This is a genomic window from Microbacterium plantarum, assembly GCF_035231185.1.
Taxonomy (GTDB): Bacteria; Actinomycetota; Actinomycetes; order Actinomycetales; family Microbacteriaceae; genus Microbacterium; species Microbacterium plantarum.
The window spans coordinates 2211247-2228176 of the sequence record NZ_CP141117.1; the positions used below are offsets into that span (position 1 = coordinate 2211247).

Here is a 16930-nt window from a genome sequence, read left to right on the forward strand (position 1 = left end):
CGCAACGTCCCGCCGCTTGGGGGGTAGGTCGGGCCGCCACGGGCGCGAACGATGTCGCAGCCACGGATCAGCTTACGCTGTCGAACCGGCTGCTACCCAATCACCGCGCGCCCACACCACCCTCGGCATGACCACCCACTATCGGCGGTAGTCTCCTGATCTCGCCGCGGTCTAGATTGACCGCACGCCGCCCGCGCGCGGGCGCCATCGACCGCGAAGGAGCGTGCCGTATGAGCAGCCAGATCGACCACCTGCTGACCGAGACCCGGCGGTTCGCGCCGTCGCCGGAGTTCGCCGCATCCGCCGTCGGCACCGCCGAGCTCTACGAGCGCGCGGCAGCCGACCGCGAGGGCTTCTGGGCAGACCAGGCCCGGGAGCTGCACTGGCACAAGCCCTTCACGCAGGTACTCGACTGGTCGAATCCCCCGTTCGCCGAGTGGTTCGCCGACGGTGAGCTGAACGTCGCGTACAACTGCCTCGACCGTCACGTCGAGGCCGGCCTCGGCGACCGTGTGGCGCTGCTGTGGGAGGGCGAGCCGGGCGATGACCGCGCTGTGACCTACGGCGAGCTCACCGATGAGGTCAAGCGCCTCGCCAACGTCCTGACCGAGCTCGGGATCGAGCAGGGCGACCGCGTCGCGATCTACATGCCGATGATCCCCGAGGCCGTCGCCGCGATGCTCGCCGTCGCCCGCGTCGGCGCCGTGCACTCCGTCGTCTTCGGCGGGTTCTCCGCCGACAGCCTGCGGACCCGCATCGACGACGCCGGAGCCAAGCTCGTGATCACCGCCGACGGCGGCTATCGCAAGGGCAAGGTCTCGCCGCTCAAGCCCGCCGTCGACCAGGCGCTGGCCGACCGGGGTACCGGCCCGCAGCTCACCGTCGAGCACGTCATCGTCGTACGGCGCGGCGGCAACGACATCGAGTGGAACGCCGAGCGCGACCTGTGGTGGCACGACGTCGTGCCCGCGGCATCCCCCGATCACGAGGCGCAGGCGTTCCCCGCAGAGAACCCGCTGTTCATCCTGTACACCTCGGGCACGACGGGAAAGCCGAAGGGCATCCTGCACACCTCCGGCGGCTACCTCACGCAGGCCGCGTTCACCAACCGCGTCGTGCACGACCTGCACGCCGAGACGGACGTCTACTGGTGCACCGCCGACATCGGGTGGGTCACCGGCCACAGCTACGTCACGTACGGACCGCTCGCCAACGGCGCGACACAGGTGCTCTATGAGGGAACCCCCGACACGCCCCACTCGGGCCGCTCGTGGGAGATCATCCAGAAGTACGGCGTGACGATCTACTACACCGCCCCCACCGCGATCCGGTCCTTCATGAAGGTCGGCCGTCAGGTTCCGGCGCAGTACGACCTGTCGAGCATCCGCCTCCTCGGCTCGGTGGGCGAGCCCATCAACCCCGAGGCGTGGATGTGGTACCGCAAGGTCATCGGCGGCAAGAAGGCGCCCATCGTCGACACGTGGTGGCAGACCGAGACCGGCGCGATCATGATCTCCGCGCTGCCGGGGGTTACCGAGACCAAGCCCGGATCGGCGCAGGTCGCTCTCCCCGGCATCTCGATCGATGTGGTCGACGAGGAGGGCAACCGCGTGGGCGAGGGCAACGGCGGGCTGCTCGTCATCACCGAGCCCTGGCCGAGCATGCTGCGCGGCATCTGGGGCGACCCCGACCGCTTCGTCGAGACCTACTGGGAGAAGTTCCAGAAGCAGGGCTACTACTTCGCCGGCGACGGCGCCCGGCTCGACGACGACGGCGACATCTGGCTCATGGGCCGCGTCGACGATGTCATGAACGTCTCGGGCCACCGCCTGTCGACGACCGAGATCGAATCCGCGCTCGTCGCGCACGAATCGACCGCCGAGGCGGCCGTCGTCGGAGCCTCCGACGAGACCACGGGCCAGGCCGTCGTCGCGTTCGTGATCATCAAGCAGAGCTACCTCGACGCCCACTCCCCCGACGGTCTCGCGACGTCGCTCCGGCAATGGGTCGGCGAGCAGATCGGACCCATCGCACGGCCGCGCGACGTCTACATCGTGGGCGAGCTGCCGAAGACCCGCTCGGGCAAGATCATGCGACGATTGCTGCGGGATGTCGCCGAGGGCCGGGAGGTCGGCGACACCACGACACTCGCCGACACCGCGGTGATGTCGGTCATCAGCGCACAGCTGAAGTAGCCCGCGCGCGGGCTCGATCGCGTCACTCGGCGTCGCGATCGAGTCCGCGGGCCCGGATCTCCTCGATGTCGAGGTCGGCGAGGATGCGGCGTGCCACGAGGTCGTCGATCGTGCCGTCGCGCCGCAGGCGCAGCAGCACCTCGCGCTTGCGATCGAGCATCGCCAGCCGCAGCCGCGTCGCCTCCCGGTGCCGGATGAGCGGCGAGCGCTGCGTCAGGTCGATGTCGTCGCTCACGGCGAGCATCTCGAGCTGCGGCGCAGGCCGATGCCCGTCCCCGTCCGACGGCCCGGGCGGCACGGGGCCCATGCGCGAGGCATCCTCGTCGGGCGAGTCGTCGTCGATGTCGGCATCCGGGTCGCGTTCCTCCGCCGCCCGCTGGCGCGCGACGGCGCGGGCGTTGGCGAGCTCGAGGCGTTCGTAGCCCTCGTGCCGGGCACGGTCGCGGACACGATCGCTGACCCCGTGCTCCGCGGCGAGGTCGTCGAGCGCTGCGAGAGCGGCGCCCGAAATGGCCCGCTGGGCGAGCTCGTACTCCTCGATCGCCGCATCGTCGGCAGGGAGCTTCGCCCACCGGATGACGACGGGCAGCAACGGCCCCTGCACGAGCAGCGTGAGCACGATGACCCCCGCGGTGACGAACACGATCGAGTCGCGTCCCTCGACCGGCTCCCCCGAAGCCGTCGTGATCGGCACCGACAGCGCGATGGCGAGCGACACGGCGCCGCGGAACCCCGACACCGTGCTGACGACCCGCGAGCGATGACGCAGCGATCTGCTCGACCCGGCCGCCGGGCGCGAGAAGGGCGAGAACAGCCACTGGAACAGGTAGCGCACGACGAAGAGGGCGACCCACGCCGCGAGAGTGACGAGAAGCAGGATGCCGATCTCCGACGGCGAGATCTCATGCAGCACCAGCTGGACCTCGAGGCCGATGAGCACGAACAGCGCTCCGTTGAGGAGGTACACCCCGAACGGCCAGGTGGCATCGGCGGCACGGCGCGACATCGCCGTCGTGATGCGCGGGGACACCCAGGCGATGATGAGCCCGGCGAAGACCACGGCGAGCACGCCGGACGCCTCGATCAGCTCGGCGATGAGGAACGCGACGAACGGAACGAGCAGCAGCGTCAGGTTGATCGTCAGGGTCGACTGCATCCGCCGCAGTGCGAGGAAGACGAGCGCCGCGACGGCGATGCCGGCCGCAGCGCCGCCGAGGTACGACAGCAGCACCATGCCCGTGATCGACAGGGCGCTGACCTGGTCGCCGAGCAGGAGCGAGACCGCGATGGCATAGAGGACGAGGGCAGTGCCGTCGTTCGTAAGACTCTCGGCCTTGAGCTTCATGAAGGTGCGGGCGGGCAGCAGTCTGCCGAGCGCGGCCACCGCGGTGGCGTCGGGCGGCGCGACCGCAGCCCCGAGCACGAGGGCGGCCTCCCACGGCACGCCGAGCCAGGTCGCGACCGCCGCGACGGCGAACGCCGAGGCGACGACGAGCAGGGTGCTCATCGGCACGATGTAGCGCAGCGAGCGGCGGACTGAGCGGAGCGACGTCGTCCACGCCTCGCGGAACAGCAGCACCGGCAGGAAGAGCAGCAGCACCGTTTCCGGCGGCAGCTCGATCGCCCGCAGCTCGGGCACGAATCCGAGCAGCAGACCGATCACGAGCAGCACCAGCGGCGTCGCGACGCGCAACCGCGGCGCCAGGACGGTTCCGACGAGAAGGGCGATGCCCAGCAGAACCGTGACCTCGAGTCCCTGCATCCCTACCGCCCTTCCGCGTGGTCCACACCAGAGCGTAGAGCCGCGGGCGACCGGACGGGCGGTGTTCCGCCCGAGGTTCGCGGTGGGCGGAGAGCCCGGCGATCAGACCAGGGCGAAGACGACCTCGACCTCGACCGGGGAGTCGAGCGGCAGCACCGGCACCCCGACCGCCGACCGTGCGTGACGACCCGCGTCGCCGAAGATCTCGCCCAGCACCTCGCTCGCACCGTTGATGACACCGGGCTGTCCCGTGAACTCGGGGACGGACGCCACGAACCCGGTCACCTTCACGACCCGAGCGAGGTTGTCGACACCGCCGGCCATATCCGCCGCGGCGGCGATGGCGTTGAGCGCGCACTGACGCGCGAGCTGCTTGGCCGCGTCGGCGGCGACGAGACCGTCGCCCTCGCCGACCTTGCCGATCGCGGGCAGCGCACCGTCGACCATGGGCAGCTGCCCGGAGGTGTAGACGAGACCGTCGTGCTCGGTCGCGGGGATGTAGGCGGCGACGGGCGGGACGACGGGCGGAAGCTGGATGCCGAGCTCGGCCAGACGCGCCGAGACGCTCATGCGCCCGTGCCCTCGAACTGCTGGGCAGCCTGGTGGGCCGCCCCGAGACCGGCGTTGGCTGCTCCCCCGCCCACGGGACGCTTGAAGTAGGCGACGAGCCCGCCCTCGGGTCCAGGGACGACCTGCACGAGCTCCCAGCCCTGCTTGCCCCAGTTGTTGAGGATCGCCGCGGTGTTGTGGATCAGCAGGGGCGTGGTGAGGTACTCCCACGTCGTCATCGGGGCTCCGATCTGTGGCTTTCGCTCGCGCGCCGGCATGCGCGGACGCACGCGCGCAAGGGGTGGTCCTGAGGCGGATGCCCAGGTATCTCGCTTACGATCACCCTATGCCTCACAAGAAACGCACGGCCACCGGTGTGCTCGGCGGTCTCGCCGGCCTGGTCGGCCTGAGCGCTGTGGCCGGGATCCTCGTCACGGCTACCGTGACCCCCGCCATCGCCGTGTCGGGTTACGCAGCCACCAGCGCGATCGACGTCTTCGACAACATGCCGAGCTACCTCGAAGTCGACGAGCTCATGCTGCCGACCGAGTTCTACCGCAAGGACGCAGACGGCAACGACGTCCTCATGACGCAGTTCTACGACCAGAACCGCATCCCGGTCACGTGGGATGAGGTCGCGCCGGTCATGTTCGACGCGATCACGTCGAGCGAGGACAAGAACTACTACACGCACGGCGGCGTCGACCTTCTCGGCACCGCGAGTGCGGTGTTCGGCAACCTGCGCGGCGGCGACACCCGCGGCGGCTCGTCGATCACCCAGCAGTACGTCAAGAACGTGCTGCAACAGGCGTGCGAGAAGGAAGCCAAGTCGCAGGACGAGGTCGAGGCGTGCTTCCGCTCGACCACCGTCTCCTCCGGCACCGACGGCATCGAGCGCAAGCTGCAGGAGATGCGGTACGCGATCCAGCTCGAGAAGCGGTATCCGAAGAACGAGATCCTGCTCGGCTACCTGAACATCGCGCACTTCGGCGGCACCGTCTACGGCATCGGCGCGGCGTCGCAGTACTACTTCGGCGTGCCCGCCTCGCAGCTCACGATCGGCCAGGCCGCGGCGATCGCGGGCATGGTGCAGGAGCCGAACACCTACCGTCTGGATCGTCCCGACAGCGAGTCGAACGGCGCCGCGAACGGCTACGAGCTGACGAAGGACCGTCAGATCTACGTGCTCAAACGCATGTTCTCGGATGGCAAGATCACGCAGGAAGAGCGGGATGCCGCTATCGCGGAGCCGATCACCCCGAACATCCAGGAGCGCCCGCAGGGCTGCCAGCTCGCCGCCGGCGCCGAGTTCTTCTGCGAGTACGTCCGCAACATCGTCCTCGACGACCCGGCCTTCGGCGAGTCGCTCGAGGAGCGCCAACAGAACCTGCGCCGCGGCGGCATGAAGATCTACACCACTCTCGACCCGCAGCTCCAGGATGCCGCGCTCGACGCGATGTCCGTCGTGCCCGCGACCGACGACCGTCTGAACCTCGGCGCCTCTGGCGTCCAGGTCGAGGTCGGCACCGGCCGCGTGCTCTCGATGGTGCAGAATCGCCCGTTCGCGCCCACCGGAGACGACGCCGGCACGGTGACCCCGGTCAACTACAACGTGCGCAACCAGGACGGCGGCGGTGGTCACTCCGCGGGCTCGACCTACAAGGTGTTCAGCCTCATCAACTGGCTCGAGCAGGGGCACTCCGTGAACGAAGTGATCAACGGCCGTGTCGGGAACAAGCGCGTGCTGACGAGCTGCGACGGCGCCACCCAGAACGTCCGCACCGGCAACAGCGGCCGCCCGAACGAGATCGGCAACTTCCAGAGCAGCAACGGCTACTCGGGCACGATCAAGAAGTTCACCGAAGACTCGCTGAACTCGGGCTTCCTCGCGATGGCCGAGCGCATCTCGGTGTGCTCGACCAACCAGGTCGCGATGAAGATGGGCGTCATGCAGTCCAACGGCGACCCGCTGGACGTCAACAACAACCCCTATGATGTGCTGGGATCCGCGGCGGTGGCACCCATCGACATGGCGGAGGCCTACGCGGCGATTGCCGGTGGAGGCACGCGGTGCGAGCCGAAGGTCATCGACCGTGCGGTCAAGTCCGACGGCACCGACATCACGCCGCAGACGAGTTGCGACCAGGCCATCTCCGCCAACGTCGCCGCCACTGCCGCTTTCGCGCTCGAAGGCGTCATGAACGCGACGGGCCAGGGCGCCCGCATCTTCGACGGCGTGCCGGTGTTCGGCAAGACCGGTATCCACGAGTACGAGCACACCTGGATGGACGGTGCGAGCACCAAGGTGGCCACCGTGGTCTGGGTCGGCAACGTCGACGGCTTCGCGAAGCTCAACGAGTACCGCGTCAACGGCTGGCGACTCGATCAGATCCGAAACGCGATCTGGCCGAAGATGCAGGGAGCGGCGAACGCCAAGTTCGGCGGCGATCGGTTCCCGACCCCGGACACGAACCTCACGAAGAACACCCTCACGGAGCTCCCGAACGTCGTCGGTCAGAACGTCGATGAGGCGCGCGGCACCCTCGAGGCGGCCGGCTTCTCGGTGAACGTCGCCGAGCCCACCGACTCGACCGAGCCCGAAGGCCGGATCGTGTCGCAGGATCCGGGCGCGGGTCGCGCCGCGGGCGGCGCGACCATCACGATCACACCGAGCAACGGTCAGGGCGCCACGGTGCCGCCGGTGACGGGCAACCCGCAGGAGGCCGAGCGCCAACTGCGAGCCGCCGGCTTCACGAGCGTGACGACGGCGTGTACCGAGAAGGACGACCCGCCGCAGCCGACGGTGACGGGCACCAGCCCTGCCGCAGGCGAGGCGGTCGGCCGCGGGACGCAGATCACCATCGAGTACACCGCGAAGAACTGCTGATGGCAGGCGTCCGCAGGACGCTCTCCACGATCGCCACCGCCGGCGCCCTGGGCGCCGGCGGTGCGGTCGTCTGGGGGGTGGGCATCGAGCGCCATCTGTTCACCGTCCGTCGCCACGAAGTCCACGTGCTGCCCGAGGGCAGCCCCAGCATCACCGTGCTGCACCTCTCCGACGCCCACATGGCGCCGTGGCAGCAGCGCAAGCAGCGGTGGATCGCAGAGCTGGCCGAGACGACGCAGCCGGACCTGGTCATCAACACGGGCGACAACCTCGGGCACGCACGCGGCCTCGCCGGCATCCGCCGCGCCTTTGCTCCCCTTCGCGGCGTGCCGGGCTTCTTCGTCCACGGGTCGAACGACGTGTTCGAGCCGAGCGCGCGGAACCCGCTGCGCTACTTCACGGGCCCCTCGCGTCACGCCAAAGCGGCGCCGAAAATCGACACCGCGGCGATGGACTCGTTCTTCGCCGACGACCTCGGCTGGTCCGAGCTCGACAACGCCGCCGCTGCCGTGCGCGTGGCCGGCATGCGAATCGACGGCGTCGGGGTCGACGACGCGCACCGCGACTGGGACGACCTCGACGTGCTGCCGGGCGCTCTGGCGGCCCTGCAAGGCCGCAGAAGCGCCGACCTGACCCTGGGCGTCACCCACGCCCCGTATCGCCGCGTGCTCGACCGTTTCGTGGATCTGGGGGCGGACATGGTCTTCGGCGGCCACACTCACGGCGGGCAGGTCCGCATCCCCTTCGCCTCGCGCGCCCTCGTCGCCAACTGCGATATTCCGCTCGATCAGGCGCGCGGCCTGAGCTCATGGGGTGCGGACCGTGTCCCACTCAATGTGAGCGCGGGCCTCGGTCACTCCATCTATGCGCCGGTGCGTTTCGGGTGCCGCCCCGAGGCCTCCGTGCTGGTCCTCCGCGCTCGGGCGTGAGCCGATTCGTCTTCCGAGCCGGATCGGGGTAAGCTTGGAGGGTTGCCACGGGGTGTGGCGCAGCTTGGTAGCGCGCGTCGTTCGGGACGACGAGGCCGCAGGTTCAAATCCTGTCACCCCGACAGCGAAGAGGCTCCGCCGCAAGGCGGGGCCTCTTTCATGCCACCGGAGAACGGAGCACGGATGCCCATCCCCCGACTGGTCGCCTTCGACCTCGACGACACCCTCGCTCCCTCGAAGAGCGCCATCAACCCGCGTATCGGGCGCCAGCTGCTCGATCTTGCGGCCCGCGTCGAGGTCGCGATCATCTCCGGCGGACAGCTCGCGCAGTTCACCGCGCAGGTCGTCGACCAGCTGCCCGAGACGGATGCAGACCTGCTGTCGCACTTCCACCTGCTGCCGACCTGTGGAACGCAGTACTACCGCCTCTCCCCCGCCGGCATCGAGACGGTCTACGCCCGCTCGCTGACCGATGACCAGAAGTCCCGCGCCCTCGCCGCGGTCGAGGAAGAGGCGCGTCGGCTCGGCCTGTGGGAGAGCGAGACCTGGGGCCCCATCCTCGAGGACCGTGGGTCTCAGATCACGTTCTCCGCGCTGGGCCAGCAAGCTCCCGTCGACGCGAAGATGGCGTGGGATCCCTCCGGCGAGAAGAAGAATGCGCTGCGAGCGGCGGTGGCAGACCGCATCCCCGACCTCGAGGTGCGCGCGGGCGGCTCGACGTCGGTCGACATCACCGAGCGCGGCATCGACAAGGCCTACGGCATGACCCGGCTGATCGAGCAGAGCGGCATCCCGCAGGACGACATCCTGTTCGTCGGCGACCGTCTCGACGAGAACGGCAACGACTATCCGGTGCTCGCGATGGGCGTGGCCTGCCACGCGGTCGAGGGCTGGGAAGAGACCGCCGACTTCCTCGACCAGCTCATCCCCACGCTTCCGCTGCGCTGACCCACTGACGCGGGCGACACCGCGCCACGCATTCGGGCCCCGGGCCGAGCAGCCTGACGACTGCCGGCACCGGGGCCCGTTGCTTCGCGTCCCGTCGTCAGGCTCGCGACGCCGTCTTGGCCCGCGTGGCGGCGCGACGCGGCGCTGAGCCTGTGATCGGCACGAGCCGCTGCAGCTGCGTGACGTGACGCGGCTCGAGCTCCTCTAGGCTCGAGACGCCGAGCAGCTGCATCGTGCGCTCGATCTCGCTGCGCAGGATCGCGATGGTCCGGTCCACGCCCTGACGGCCGCCCGCCATCAGCCCGTAGAGGTAAGCGCGTCCGATCAGAGTGAACTTCGCGCCCTGCGCGATGGAGGCAACGATGTCGGCACCGTTCATGATGCCGGTGTCGACCATGACCGTGGCGTCCTTCCCGACCTCGCGCACGACCTGCGGCAGGAGGTGGAACGGCACGGGGGCGCGGTCGAGCTGGCGGCCGCCGTGGTTCGAGAGCACGATGCCATCGACTCCGAGGTCGATGAGCCGCTTGGAGTCCTCGACGTTCTGCACGCCCTTGATGACGATCTTCCCGGGCCACATGCTGCGGATGACCTCGAGGTCGTCGTAGCTGATGGTCGGGTCCATCGCGGCGTTGAGGAGTTCGCCGACGGTGCCGCCGGTGGTCGTGAGCGACGCGAACTCGAGCTTGGGCGTCGTGAGGAAGTCGATCCACCACCAGGGGCGCGGGATGGCGTTGACGATCGTCCCGACGGTCAGCGCGGGCGGGATGGAGAACCCGTTGCGCTTGTCACGCAGGCGCGCTCCCGCAACCGGGGTGTCCACGGTGAACATGAGAGTGTCGAAGCCCGCCTCGGCCGCCCGCTTGACGAGACCATATGAGATCTCACGATCGCGCATGACGTAGAGCTGGAACCAGTTGCGTCCGTGCGGGTTGGCCGCCCGGACGCCCTCGATCGACGTCGTCCCGAGCGTCGAGAGGGTGAACGGGATGCCGGCCGCGCCCGCGGCGGATGCCCCCGCGCTCTCGCCTTCCGTCTGCATCAACCGGGTGAATCCGGTCGGGGCGATTCCGAACGGCAACGCCGAGCGCCCGCCGAGGATCTCGGTCGACATGTCGACCGATTCCGCCGGACGCAGGATGTCGGGGTGGAACTCGATGTCCTGGAACGCCTGCCGTGCTCGCGCGAGCGAGATCTCGCCCTCCGCCGCACCGTCGGTGTAGTCGAACGCCGCCTTGGGCGTGCGGCGCTTCGCGATGGTCCGCAGATCATCGATCGTCAGGGCCGACGTGAGTCGGCGGCGGCGTCCATTGAGATCGGGGGCCTTGAACTGCATCAGTTCGAGCAGCTCGGGAATCTTGGGCAACTGTCGGGCGACCATATTCTCTCCTCAGTTCCGGCGGGGCCGACGGGGTCGGACCGGATGGGTTCAGGTGGATTCGGGGCGCACGGGGTTCGCGGACGCGTAGTACCCCGTGATGTGGTCGTGGACGGCGGTGCGGGCATCGTCTACCCGCTGTTCGTCGATCGCCGCCACGATCGCGTTGTGCTCGTCGCGCAGGCGGTCCACCGCGCTGTCCCAATCCGGGATGCGCGCGGCACCCTGGAGCACGTAGTCCTCGATCGACGATCGGAGGCCCGCCATCATCGCCGCCACGACTTCGTTGCCCGACGCCTCGGCCAAGGCGACGTGAAACTGCGCATCGAGTACCAGGAAGTCGGCGGGGCTGAGGTCGGCGGCATCCATCGCACGGAGCGCTTCGCGCGCCCGCTCGAGATCGACGTCGGACGAGCCGGCCAGCTCACCGGCGACCCACTCCTCGAGCAGGAGACGCGTGTTCACGACATCCGAGATGGCGAAGCCCTGCGCGGCGACCTGCAACCGAAGGAGCGCCTGCATGCCGCCGGTCGGGCGGGCCACGACGATGGCCCCCGCGCTCGGCCCCGATCCCGTCGCGGTGCGGATGAGGCCCATGACCTCCAGCACGCGGAGCGCTTCGCGCACGCTGGATCGCCCGACCCCGAGCTGCGCGACGAGGTCGCGCTCGGACGGCAGTCGGTCGCCGGGACCGAGCTTGCCGGCGAGAAGATCGGATTCGATCTTCTCCAATACGACGCGCCAGGCGCGCGCCGGGGTTCCGTCAGCCATGACGCCCCTCTCCTTGGTGGCCGGACCACGATACATCTTGTGGTCTGACCGCGCAAAGCCCTGGACAGGCGCGTCGTGAAACGTATCAGTCGCCGGATGCCTCAGGCGAGGCGACCACCCGACTCGCGGAGATAGCACTCAGCGCACATCGACTCGTACGTCACCCGGTCGAGAGCGAGCTCGTCGATCGCCACCTGGTCGCCTTCGAACACGAAGCGTCCGCCGACCAGACGTGCGTTGAAGAGGGCCTTCCGCCCGCAGCGGCAGATCGTCTTCAGCTCTTCGAGACTGTGCGCGAGCTCCATCAGACGCGCCGAACCGGGAAAGGCGCGGGTCTGGAAATCGGTGCGGATGCCGTAGGCGAGCACCGGGACGTTCTCCTCCACCACGGTCCGCAGCAGATCGTCGACCTGCTCCGACGTCAGGAACTGCGCTTCGTCGATGAGGAGGCAGGCGACATCCGCTCCCGTCTCGGCGCGCACGCGCTCACGATGCACGCCGAAGACGGCCCGCAGGTCGTCGTCCGCACCGACGAGGAAGTCGACGTCTCGCTCGACGCCCAGCCGGCTTGCGATCTGGCCGGCGCCCTTCGTGTCGATCTCGGGCTTCGCGAGCAGCACGTGCTGGCCGCGCTCCTCGTAGTTGTAAGCCGCCTGCAGGAGAGCCGTCGACTTGCCGGAGTTCATGGCTCCGTAACGGAAGTAGAGCTTGGCCATGCCCGTCAGGGATTGATCGAGAGCGCTTCGGCCGTCGCCTCGATCGACGCGCGAGCGGCATCCGCCCGCGGGTTCAGCGGCTGCCCGTAGCTCGGGATGAGCTTCTTCAGCTCGGGCTCCCAGCCCGCGATGCGGTCGGGGAAGCACGTCTTGAGAAGTCCGAGCATGATGGATGCCGCAGTCGAGGCGCCCGGCGAGGCCCCCAGCAGACCGGCGATCGACCCGTCGGCAGAGGTCACGACCTCGGTGCCGAACTGCAGCACGCCGCCCTTCTTCGGGTCCTTCTTCATGACCTGAGCACGCTGACCGGCCTGGATCAGCTCCCAGTCCTCGTCTTTCGCGGTCGGCATGAAGACGCGGAGCGACTCCACCTTCTTGCGGTGGTTCTTGAGCAGCTCGCCGACGAGGTACGAGATGAGACTCGGGTTGTCGACGGCCACCTTCAGCATCGGCAGCAGGTTGTGGGGGCGCACCTGCGACACGATGTCGGTGATGCGGCCGTTCTTGAGGAACTTCGGGCTGAACGTCGCGAACGGTCCGAACAGCAGCGAGGCCTCGCCGTCGACGACGCGCGTGTCGAGGTGGGGAACCGACATCGGCGGAGCACCCACCGAGGCCTGCGAGTACACCTTGGCCTTGTGCTGCGAGACGACGGCGGGGTTCGTGGTCTTGAGGAACTGCCCGCCGATCGGGAAGACGCCGTAGCCCTTGATCTCGGGGATACCCGACTTCTGCAGCAGCTTCAGCGCCCAGCCGCCGGCCCCGACGAAGACGAAGCGCGCGTCGGTGTGCCCGGGGGTCTTGCCGAGGCGATTGCGCCAGAAGACCCGCCACGAGCCGTCCTTCTGGCGGCTCAGCGTGCGCACCTCACGGTCGGTGATGACCTCCACGCCCTGCTCCTGCAGGTGCGAGAACAGCTGCCGGGTGAGCGATCCGAAGTCGACATCCGTGCCGGCGGGGACGCGCGTCGCCGCGAACGGCTCGCCCTTGCGGCGCTCCTGCATCAGCAGCGGCGCCCACTGGTTGATGACGCGCGAGTCTTCCGAGTACTCGATGCCCGCGAAGAGGGGCTGGTCCTTGAGCGCCTCGTAGCGGCGCTTGAGGAACGCGACGTCCTTCTCACCGCGGACGAAGGTCATGTGAGGCGTCGCGTTGATGAACGTCGACGGTTCGTCGAGGATGCCGCGCTCGATGAGCGAGGCCCAGAGCTGACGGCTCTGCTGGAACTGCTCGTTGATCGTGATCGCCTTGCCGGGATCTACCGAGCCGTCCGACGCCTCGGGCGTGTAGTTCAGCTCGCACAGCGCGGCGTGACCCGTGCCCGCGTTGTTCCACGGGTTCGAGCTCTCCTGCGCCAGATCCGACAGGCGCTCGTGCACCTCGATCTTCCAATCGGGCTGGAGCTGCTTCAGCAGCACACCGAGCGTGGCACTCATGATGCCCCCGCCGATCAGGACGACGTCGACCTTTTCACTCACGATGCACCAGTCTATCCCGGTGGCGGCGCGCGGCATCCCGCCGCCCCGCCTTGACGTCAGAGACGCTCGGCGACGATCTCCGCGATCTGCACCGCGTTCAGCGCGGCACCCTTGCGGAGGTTGTCGTTGCTGATGAACAGCACGAGTCCCTTGCCCTCGGGCGCGGACTGGTCGGCGCGGATGCGGCCGACGTAGCTCGGGTCGTTGCCGGCTGCCTGCAGAGGCGTCGGGACCTCCTCGAGCACGACACCGGGCGCCGCGGCCAGGACCTCGCGCGCCCGCTCCGGCGTGATGTCGCGCGAGAACTCGGCGTGGATCGACAGCGAGTGACCCGTGAACACGGGGACGCGCACGCAGGTGCCGGCGACACGCAGGTCGGGCAGCTCGAGGATCTTGCGGCTCTCGTTGCGGAGTTTCTTCTCCTCATCGGTCTCGTTGTCGCCGTCGTCCACCAGGTTGCCGGCGAACGGGATGACATCGAACGCGATCGGGGCGATGTACTTCTCGGGCTGCGGGAAGTCGACCGCCGAGCCGTCGTGCACGAGATCGAGCGTGTGTCCCTGAGCGAGGACTCCCTCGACCTGGCCGAGCAGCTCTTCGGCGCCGGCGAGGCCCGAGCCCGAGACCGCCTGATAGGTCGAGACGATGAGGCGCTCGAGCCCCGCCTCGGTGTCGAGCACCTTCAGCACCGGCATCGCGGCCATCGTGGTGCAGTTCGGGTTCGCGATGATGCCCTTCGGCGGGTTCACCGTGGCGTGGGGGTTGACCTCGCTGACGACGAGGGGAACCTCGGGGTCCATGCGCCAGGCGCTGGAGTTGTCGATGACGACGGCGCCCGCTTCTGCGAAGCGCGGCGCGTGCGCGCGCGATCCGGTCGCCCCCGCAGAGAAGAGGGCGATGTCGATGCCGACGGGGTCTGCGGTGGCGATGTCCTCGATGATCACATCGTGCCCGGCGAACTCGATCGAGGTGCCCGCCGAGCGCGCGGTGGCGAACAAGCGCAGTTCGCGGATCGGGAAGTTCCGCTCGACGAGAATCTCGCGCATGACCTTTCCGACCTGGCCAGTGGCGCCGACGACGGCGACGGAGAGTCCGGAATCGGAGATGCGGGTCATAGCGGTTCCTTGCGTGGAGCGTGATCGGGTTTCGGCGATTCTATCGGCGCACCGGGGCGGGTCCGACGCACGTGACGGCCGATGACCGCGCGATTCACGCCATCTCGGGGCGGTTCCACTCCCCCGGCACGTCGAGGGCGCCGTAAGCGAGGTCGACCCCGCCAGTGCCGACGGAGGCGGTGCAGACGAGCAGCGACAAGGTCGGGACGCCGTACGGACGGTTGTCGCGGATGATCGCGGCGTCGTCGGTGGCCGGGGTGGCCGCGGTGTCCTGGAGCACGTCGAGCCAGGGCTGCAGGCCGTCCGCGCGATCGAGCTCCGGCGCGGCCGCCGCGAACTCGCCGAGCCAGCGACGGATCCGGGCGGTGCGCGGATCGTCGACGTCGTCGTGGGCGATCATGTGGGTGCCGGGACGGAGGTCGACCGTCCGCAGGGTCGCGGCATCCCACATCGAGACGCGGACCCCACCGGGCGAGACGTCGACGAGATTGAAGCCGTGCGTGGGCGGGGCGCCCGTCGGCGGCGAGCCCGCGACCGCATCCAGGACGATGCCGCCGCGCGACAGCGCCGGCGCGCCATCCGGGAGCACGTCGGCTCGATTCAGGATGACGGCCAGCCGGCGAGCGGCCGGGTCGGCGGCGAGCCAGGCCCCGCCGGCGCGACGGTCGCGCACGCCGACGACATCGGCGTACGTGTCGGGCCACCAGGGACCGATCGGGTCCCACGCACGCGACGGATCCTCGTCGCGGACGGCCAGCAGCCGAACCGGCCGGCTCGGATCGGCGGGCACCTGGATGACGACGGTGCACATGGGATCACTCGCTCTCGGCGGCCGGTGGTCGATCCGCGCACCCCGCCCGGGGCCGTGGGAGGATCGGGGGCATGTTCATCGTAGTCGGGGTCACCGGTGGCATCGCCGCCTACAAGAGCGTCCAGCTCGTACGGCTGCTCGTCCAGCAGGGGCACGACGTCCACGTCATCCCCACCGAGGACTCGCTGCGCTTCATCGGCCTGACAACATGGGAGGCGATCAGCCGCAACCCCGTCACGACGTCCGTCCACGACGACGTCGCGCGTGTGCGGCACGTCGCCCTGGGCCAGAGCGCCGACCTCGTGATCGTCGCGCCCGCGACGGCCAACACGATCGCGTCGATCGCCGCGGGTCTGGCATCCGACCTGCTGGGCACGACGCTCCTCGCCACCACGGCACCCGTCGTGGTCGCCCCTGCGATGCACACCGAGATGTGGCGGCACCCGGCGACCGCCGCCAACGTCGCCACGCTCCGCGAGCGCGGCGTGCTGCTCGTCGGGCCCGCGGACGGCCCGCTGACCGGCGGCGACAGCGGCCCGGGCCGCATGTCGGAGCCGGAGGACATCGTCGCGGCGGCTGTCGCGCTGGTGTCCCCCGCGCCGGCCGACCTCGACGGCCTGCACGTCGCGGTCTCGACCGGGGGCACCCGCGAACCGCTCGACCCCGTGCGCTTCCTCGGCAACCGGTCGAGCGGTCGTCAGGGCGCGGAGATCGCCGTCGAGGCGGCGCGGCGCGGCGCCACGGTGACGCTCGTCGCGGCATCCGTCGACGCCGGCGTTCTCGACGCCGCCATCGCGCACCCGCGCATCACGGTCCAGCATGTCGAGACCGCGGCTGAGCTCGGCGGGGCGATGTCGGATGCCGCCGCCGCCGCAGAGATCGTCATCATGGTCGCAGCCGTCGCCGACTATCGCGCCGCTCGAGTGTCGGAGCACAAGCTGCGGAAGGAGGACGGTCCGCTCGAGACGATCGAGCTGGTGCCGAACGACGACATCCTCGCAGGGCTCGCCGCCGCTCGCCGCGACGGTCAGACCGTTGTCGGGTTCGCCGCCGAGACCCGGGACGACGACCTGCTGGAGCGCGCGCGACGCAAACGCGACCGCAAGGGCGTCGACCTCCTCGTCGTGAACGAGGTCGGGTGGGACGCCGGTTTCGGTGCGGGCGAGAACGCCGTCGCCGTCATCGGAGACGGCGGCGCGGTCGTCGCCGAAGCCTCCGGCCCGAAGGACGCCGTCGCGCGCGCAATCTGGGACGCGATCGTCGCGCTACGCGCCGCGAGCTGACGCTCAGCCCCTGGCCGGGCGCGATACATCCGTCGGATGTTTGGTGCCCACGCGCACTCAGAGTCACGCGGAGGCGACACCAGCACCACCGGTCCTGCAGCTGTATCG

General features: G+C 69.4%; 14 protein-coding genes and 1 tRNA gene. 6 read left to right on the forward strand and 9 right to left on the reverse strand.

The genetic code is table 11. The annotated features are described in order from the left end of the window. Window positions 1-230: 230 nt before the first annotated feature. On the forward strand, window positions 231-2195 hold the full coding sequence (gene acs, locus VC184_RS10715) for an acetate--CoA ligase (protein ID WP_323986117.1): 1965 nt from the start codon (window positions 231-233) through the stop codon (window positions 2193-2195). A gap of 22 nt (window positions 2196-2217) precedes the next feature. Here the strand turns inward: acs and VC184_RS10720 are convergent, their stop codons facing one another. The 3 genes from VC184_RS10720 to VC184_RS10730 form a co-directional block, all read right to left on the reverse strand. Further along, window positions 2218-3957 (reverse strand): Na+/H+ antiporter, encoded by a 1740-nt coding sequence (locus VC184_RS10720; protein WP_274178739.1) that lies wholly within the window; start codon window positions 3955-3957, stop codon window positions 2218-2220. Between the two features lie 102 nt (window positions 3958-4059). Further along, window positions 4060-4527 (reverse strand): RidA family protein, encoded by a 468-nt coding sequence (locus tag VC184_RS10725; RefSeq protein WP_323986119.1) that lies wholly within the window; start codon window positions 4525-4527, stop codon window positions 4060-4062. Further along, a complete protein-coding gene (locus VC184_RS10730) occupies window positions 4524-4745 on the reverse strand; it encodes a DUF4177 domain-containing protein (RefSeq protein WP_094261190.1) in 222 nt (73 codons plus the stop codon). Before VC184_RS10730 ends, VC184_RS10725 begins: the two co-directional genes overlap by 4 nt. A 107-nt stretch (window positions 4746-4852) precedes the next feature. Here VC184_RS10730 and VC184_RS10735 point away from each other — a divergent pair, with 107 nt between their 5' ends. From VC184_RS10735 to VC184_RS10750, 4 genes are all read left to right on the forward strand, one after another. Next, window positions 4853-7393 (forward strand): transglycosylase domain-containing protein, encoded by a 2541-nt coding sequence (locus VC184_RS10735; RefSeq protein WP_323986121.1) that lies wholly within the window; start codon window positions 4853-4855, stop codon window positions 7391-7393. Continuing rightward, on the forward strand, window positions 7393-8322 hold the full coding sequence (locus VC184_RS10740; RefSeq protein WP_274178741.1) for a metallophosphoesterase: 930 nt from the start codon (window positions 7393-7395) through the stop codon (window positions 8320-8322). Before VC184_RS10735 ends, VC184_RS10740 begins: the two co-directional genes overlap by 1 nt. A gap of 48 nt (window positions 8323-8370) precedes the next feature. After that, window positions 8371-8444 (forward strand) — tRNA-Pro (locus tag VC184_RS10745). A gap of 61 nt (window positions 8445-8505) precedes the next feature. Continuing rightward, a complete protein-coding gene (locus VC184_RS10750; protein ID WP_274178742.1) occupies window positions 8506-9270 on the forward strand; it encodes an HAD-IIB family hydrolase in 765 nt (254 codons plus the stop codon). 97 nt (window positions 9271-9367) lie between these two features. On the opposite strand, the gene VC184_RS10755 is transcribed toward VC184_RS10750, so the two are convergent. The 6 genes from VC184_RS10755 to VC184_RS10780 all read right to left on the reverse strand — a co-directional run bounded on the left by VC184_RS10755 (window position 9368) and on the right by VC184_RS10780 (window position 15539). After that, window positions 9368-10651: an alpha-hydroxy acid oxidase gene (locus VC184_RS10755; protein WP_323986123.1), complete on the reverse strand. Its 1284-nt coding sequence runs from the start codon at window positions 10649-10651 to the stop codon at window positions 9368-9370. Between the two features lie 48 nt (window positions 10652-10699). Then, window positions 10700-11419, reverse strand: coding sequence for a FadR/GntR family transcriptional regulator (locus tag VC184_RS10760; RefSeq protein ID WP_274178743.1), 720 nt, complete (start codon window positions 11417-11419; stop codon window positions 10700-10702). 101 nt (window positions 11420-11520) lie between these two features. Continuing rightward, window positions 11521-12135, reverse strand: a complete 615-nt coding sequence (locus VC184_RS10765; protein WP_274178744.1) for a thymidine kinase — start codon at window positions 12133-12135, stop codon at window positions 11521-11523. Between the two features lie 5 nt (window positions 12136-12140). Then, on the reverse strand, window positions 12141-13649 hold the full coding sequence (locus tag VC184_RS10770) for a malate:quinone oxidoreductase (RefSeq protein WP_181574220.1): 1509 nt from the start codon (window positions 13647-13649) through the stop codon (window positions 12141-12143). A gap of 20 nt (window positions 13650-13669) precedes the next feature. Then, complete coding sequence (locus VC184_RS10775) at window positions 13670-14728, reverse strand: aspartate-semialdehyde dehydrogenase (RefSeq protein ID WP_323986125.1); 1059 nt, start codon at window positions 14726-14728, stop codon at window positions 13670-13672. Between the two features lie 94 nt (window positions 14729-14822). Then, a complete protein-coding gene (locus tag VC184_RS10780; protein WP_323986127.1) occupies window positions 14823-15539 on the reverse strand; it encodes an NRDE family protein in 717 nt (238 codons plus the stop codon). Window positions 15540-15610: 71 nt separating this feature from the next. Here VC184_RS10780 and coaBC point away from each other — a divergent pair, with 71 nt between their 5' ends. Then, entirely contained in the window at window positions 15611-16822 is a 1212-nt protein-coding gene (gene coaBC, locus VC184_RS10785) for a bifunctional phosphopantothenoylcysteine decarboxylase/phosphopantothenate--cysteine ligase CoaBC (protein ID WP_323986129.1), read from the forward strand. The last annotated feature ends 108 nt before the right edge of the window (window positions 16823-16930 follow it).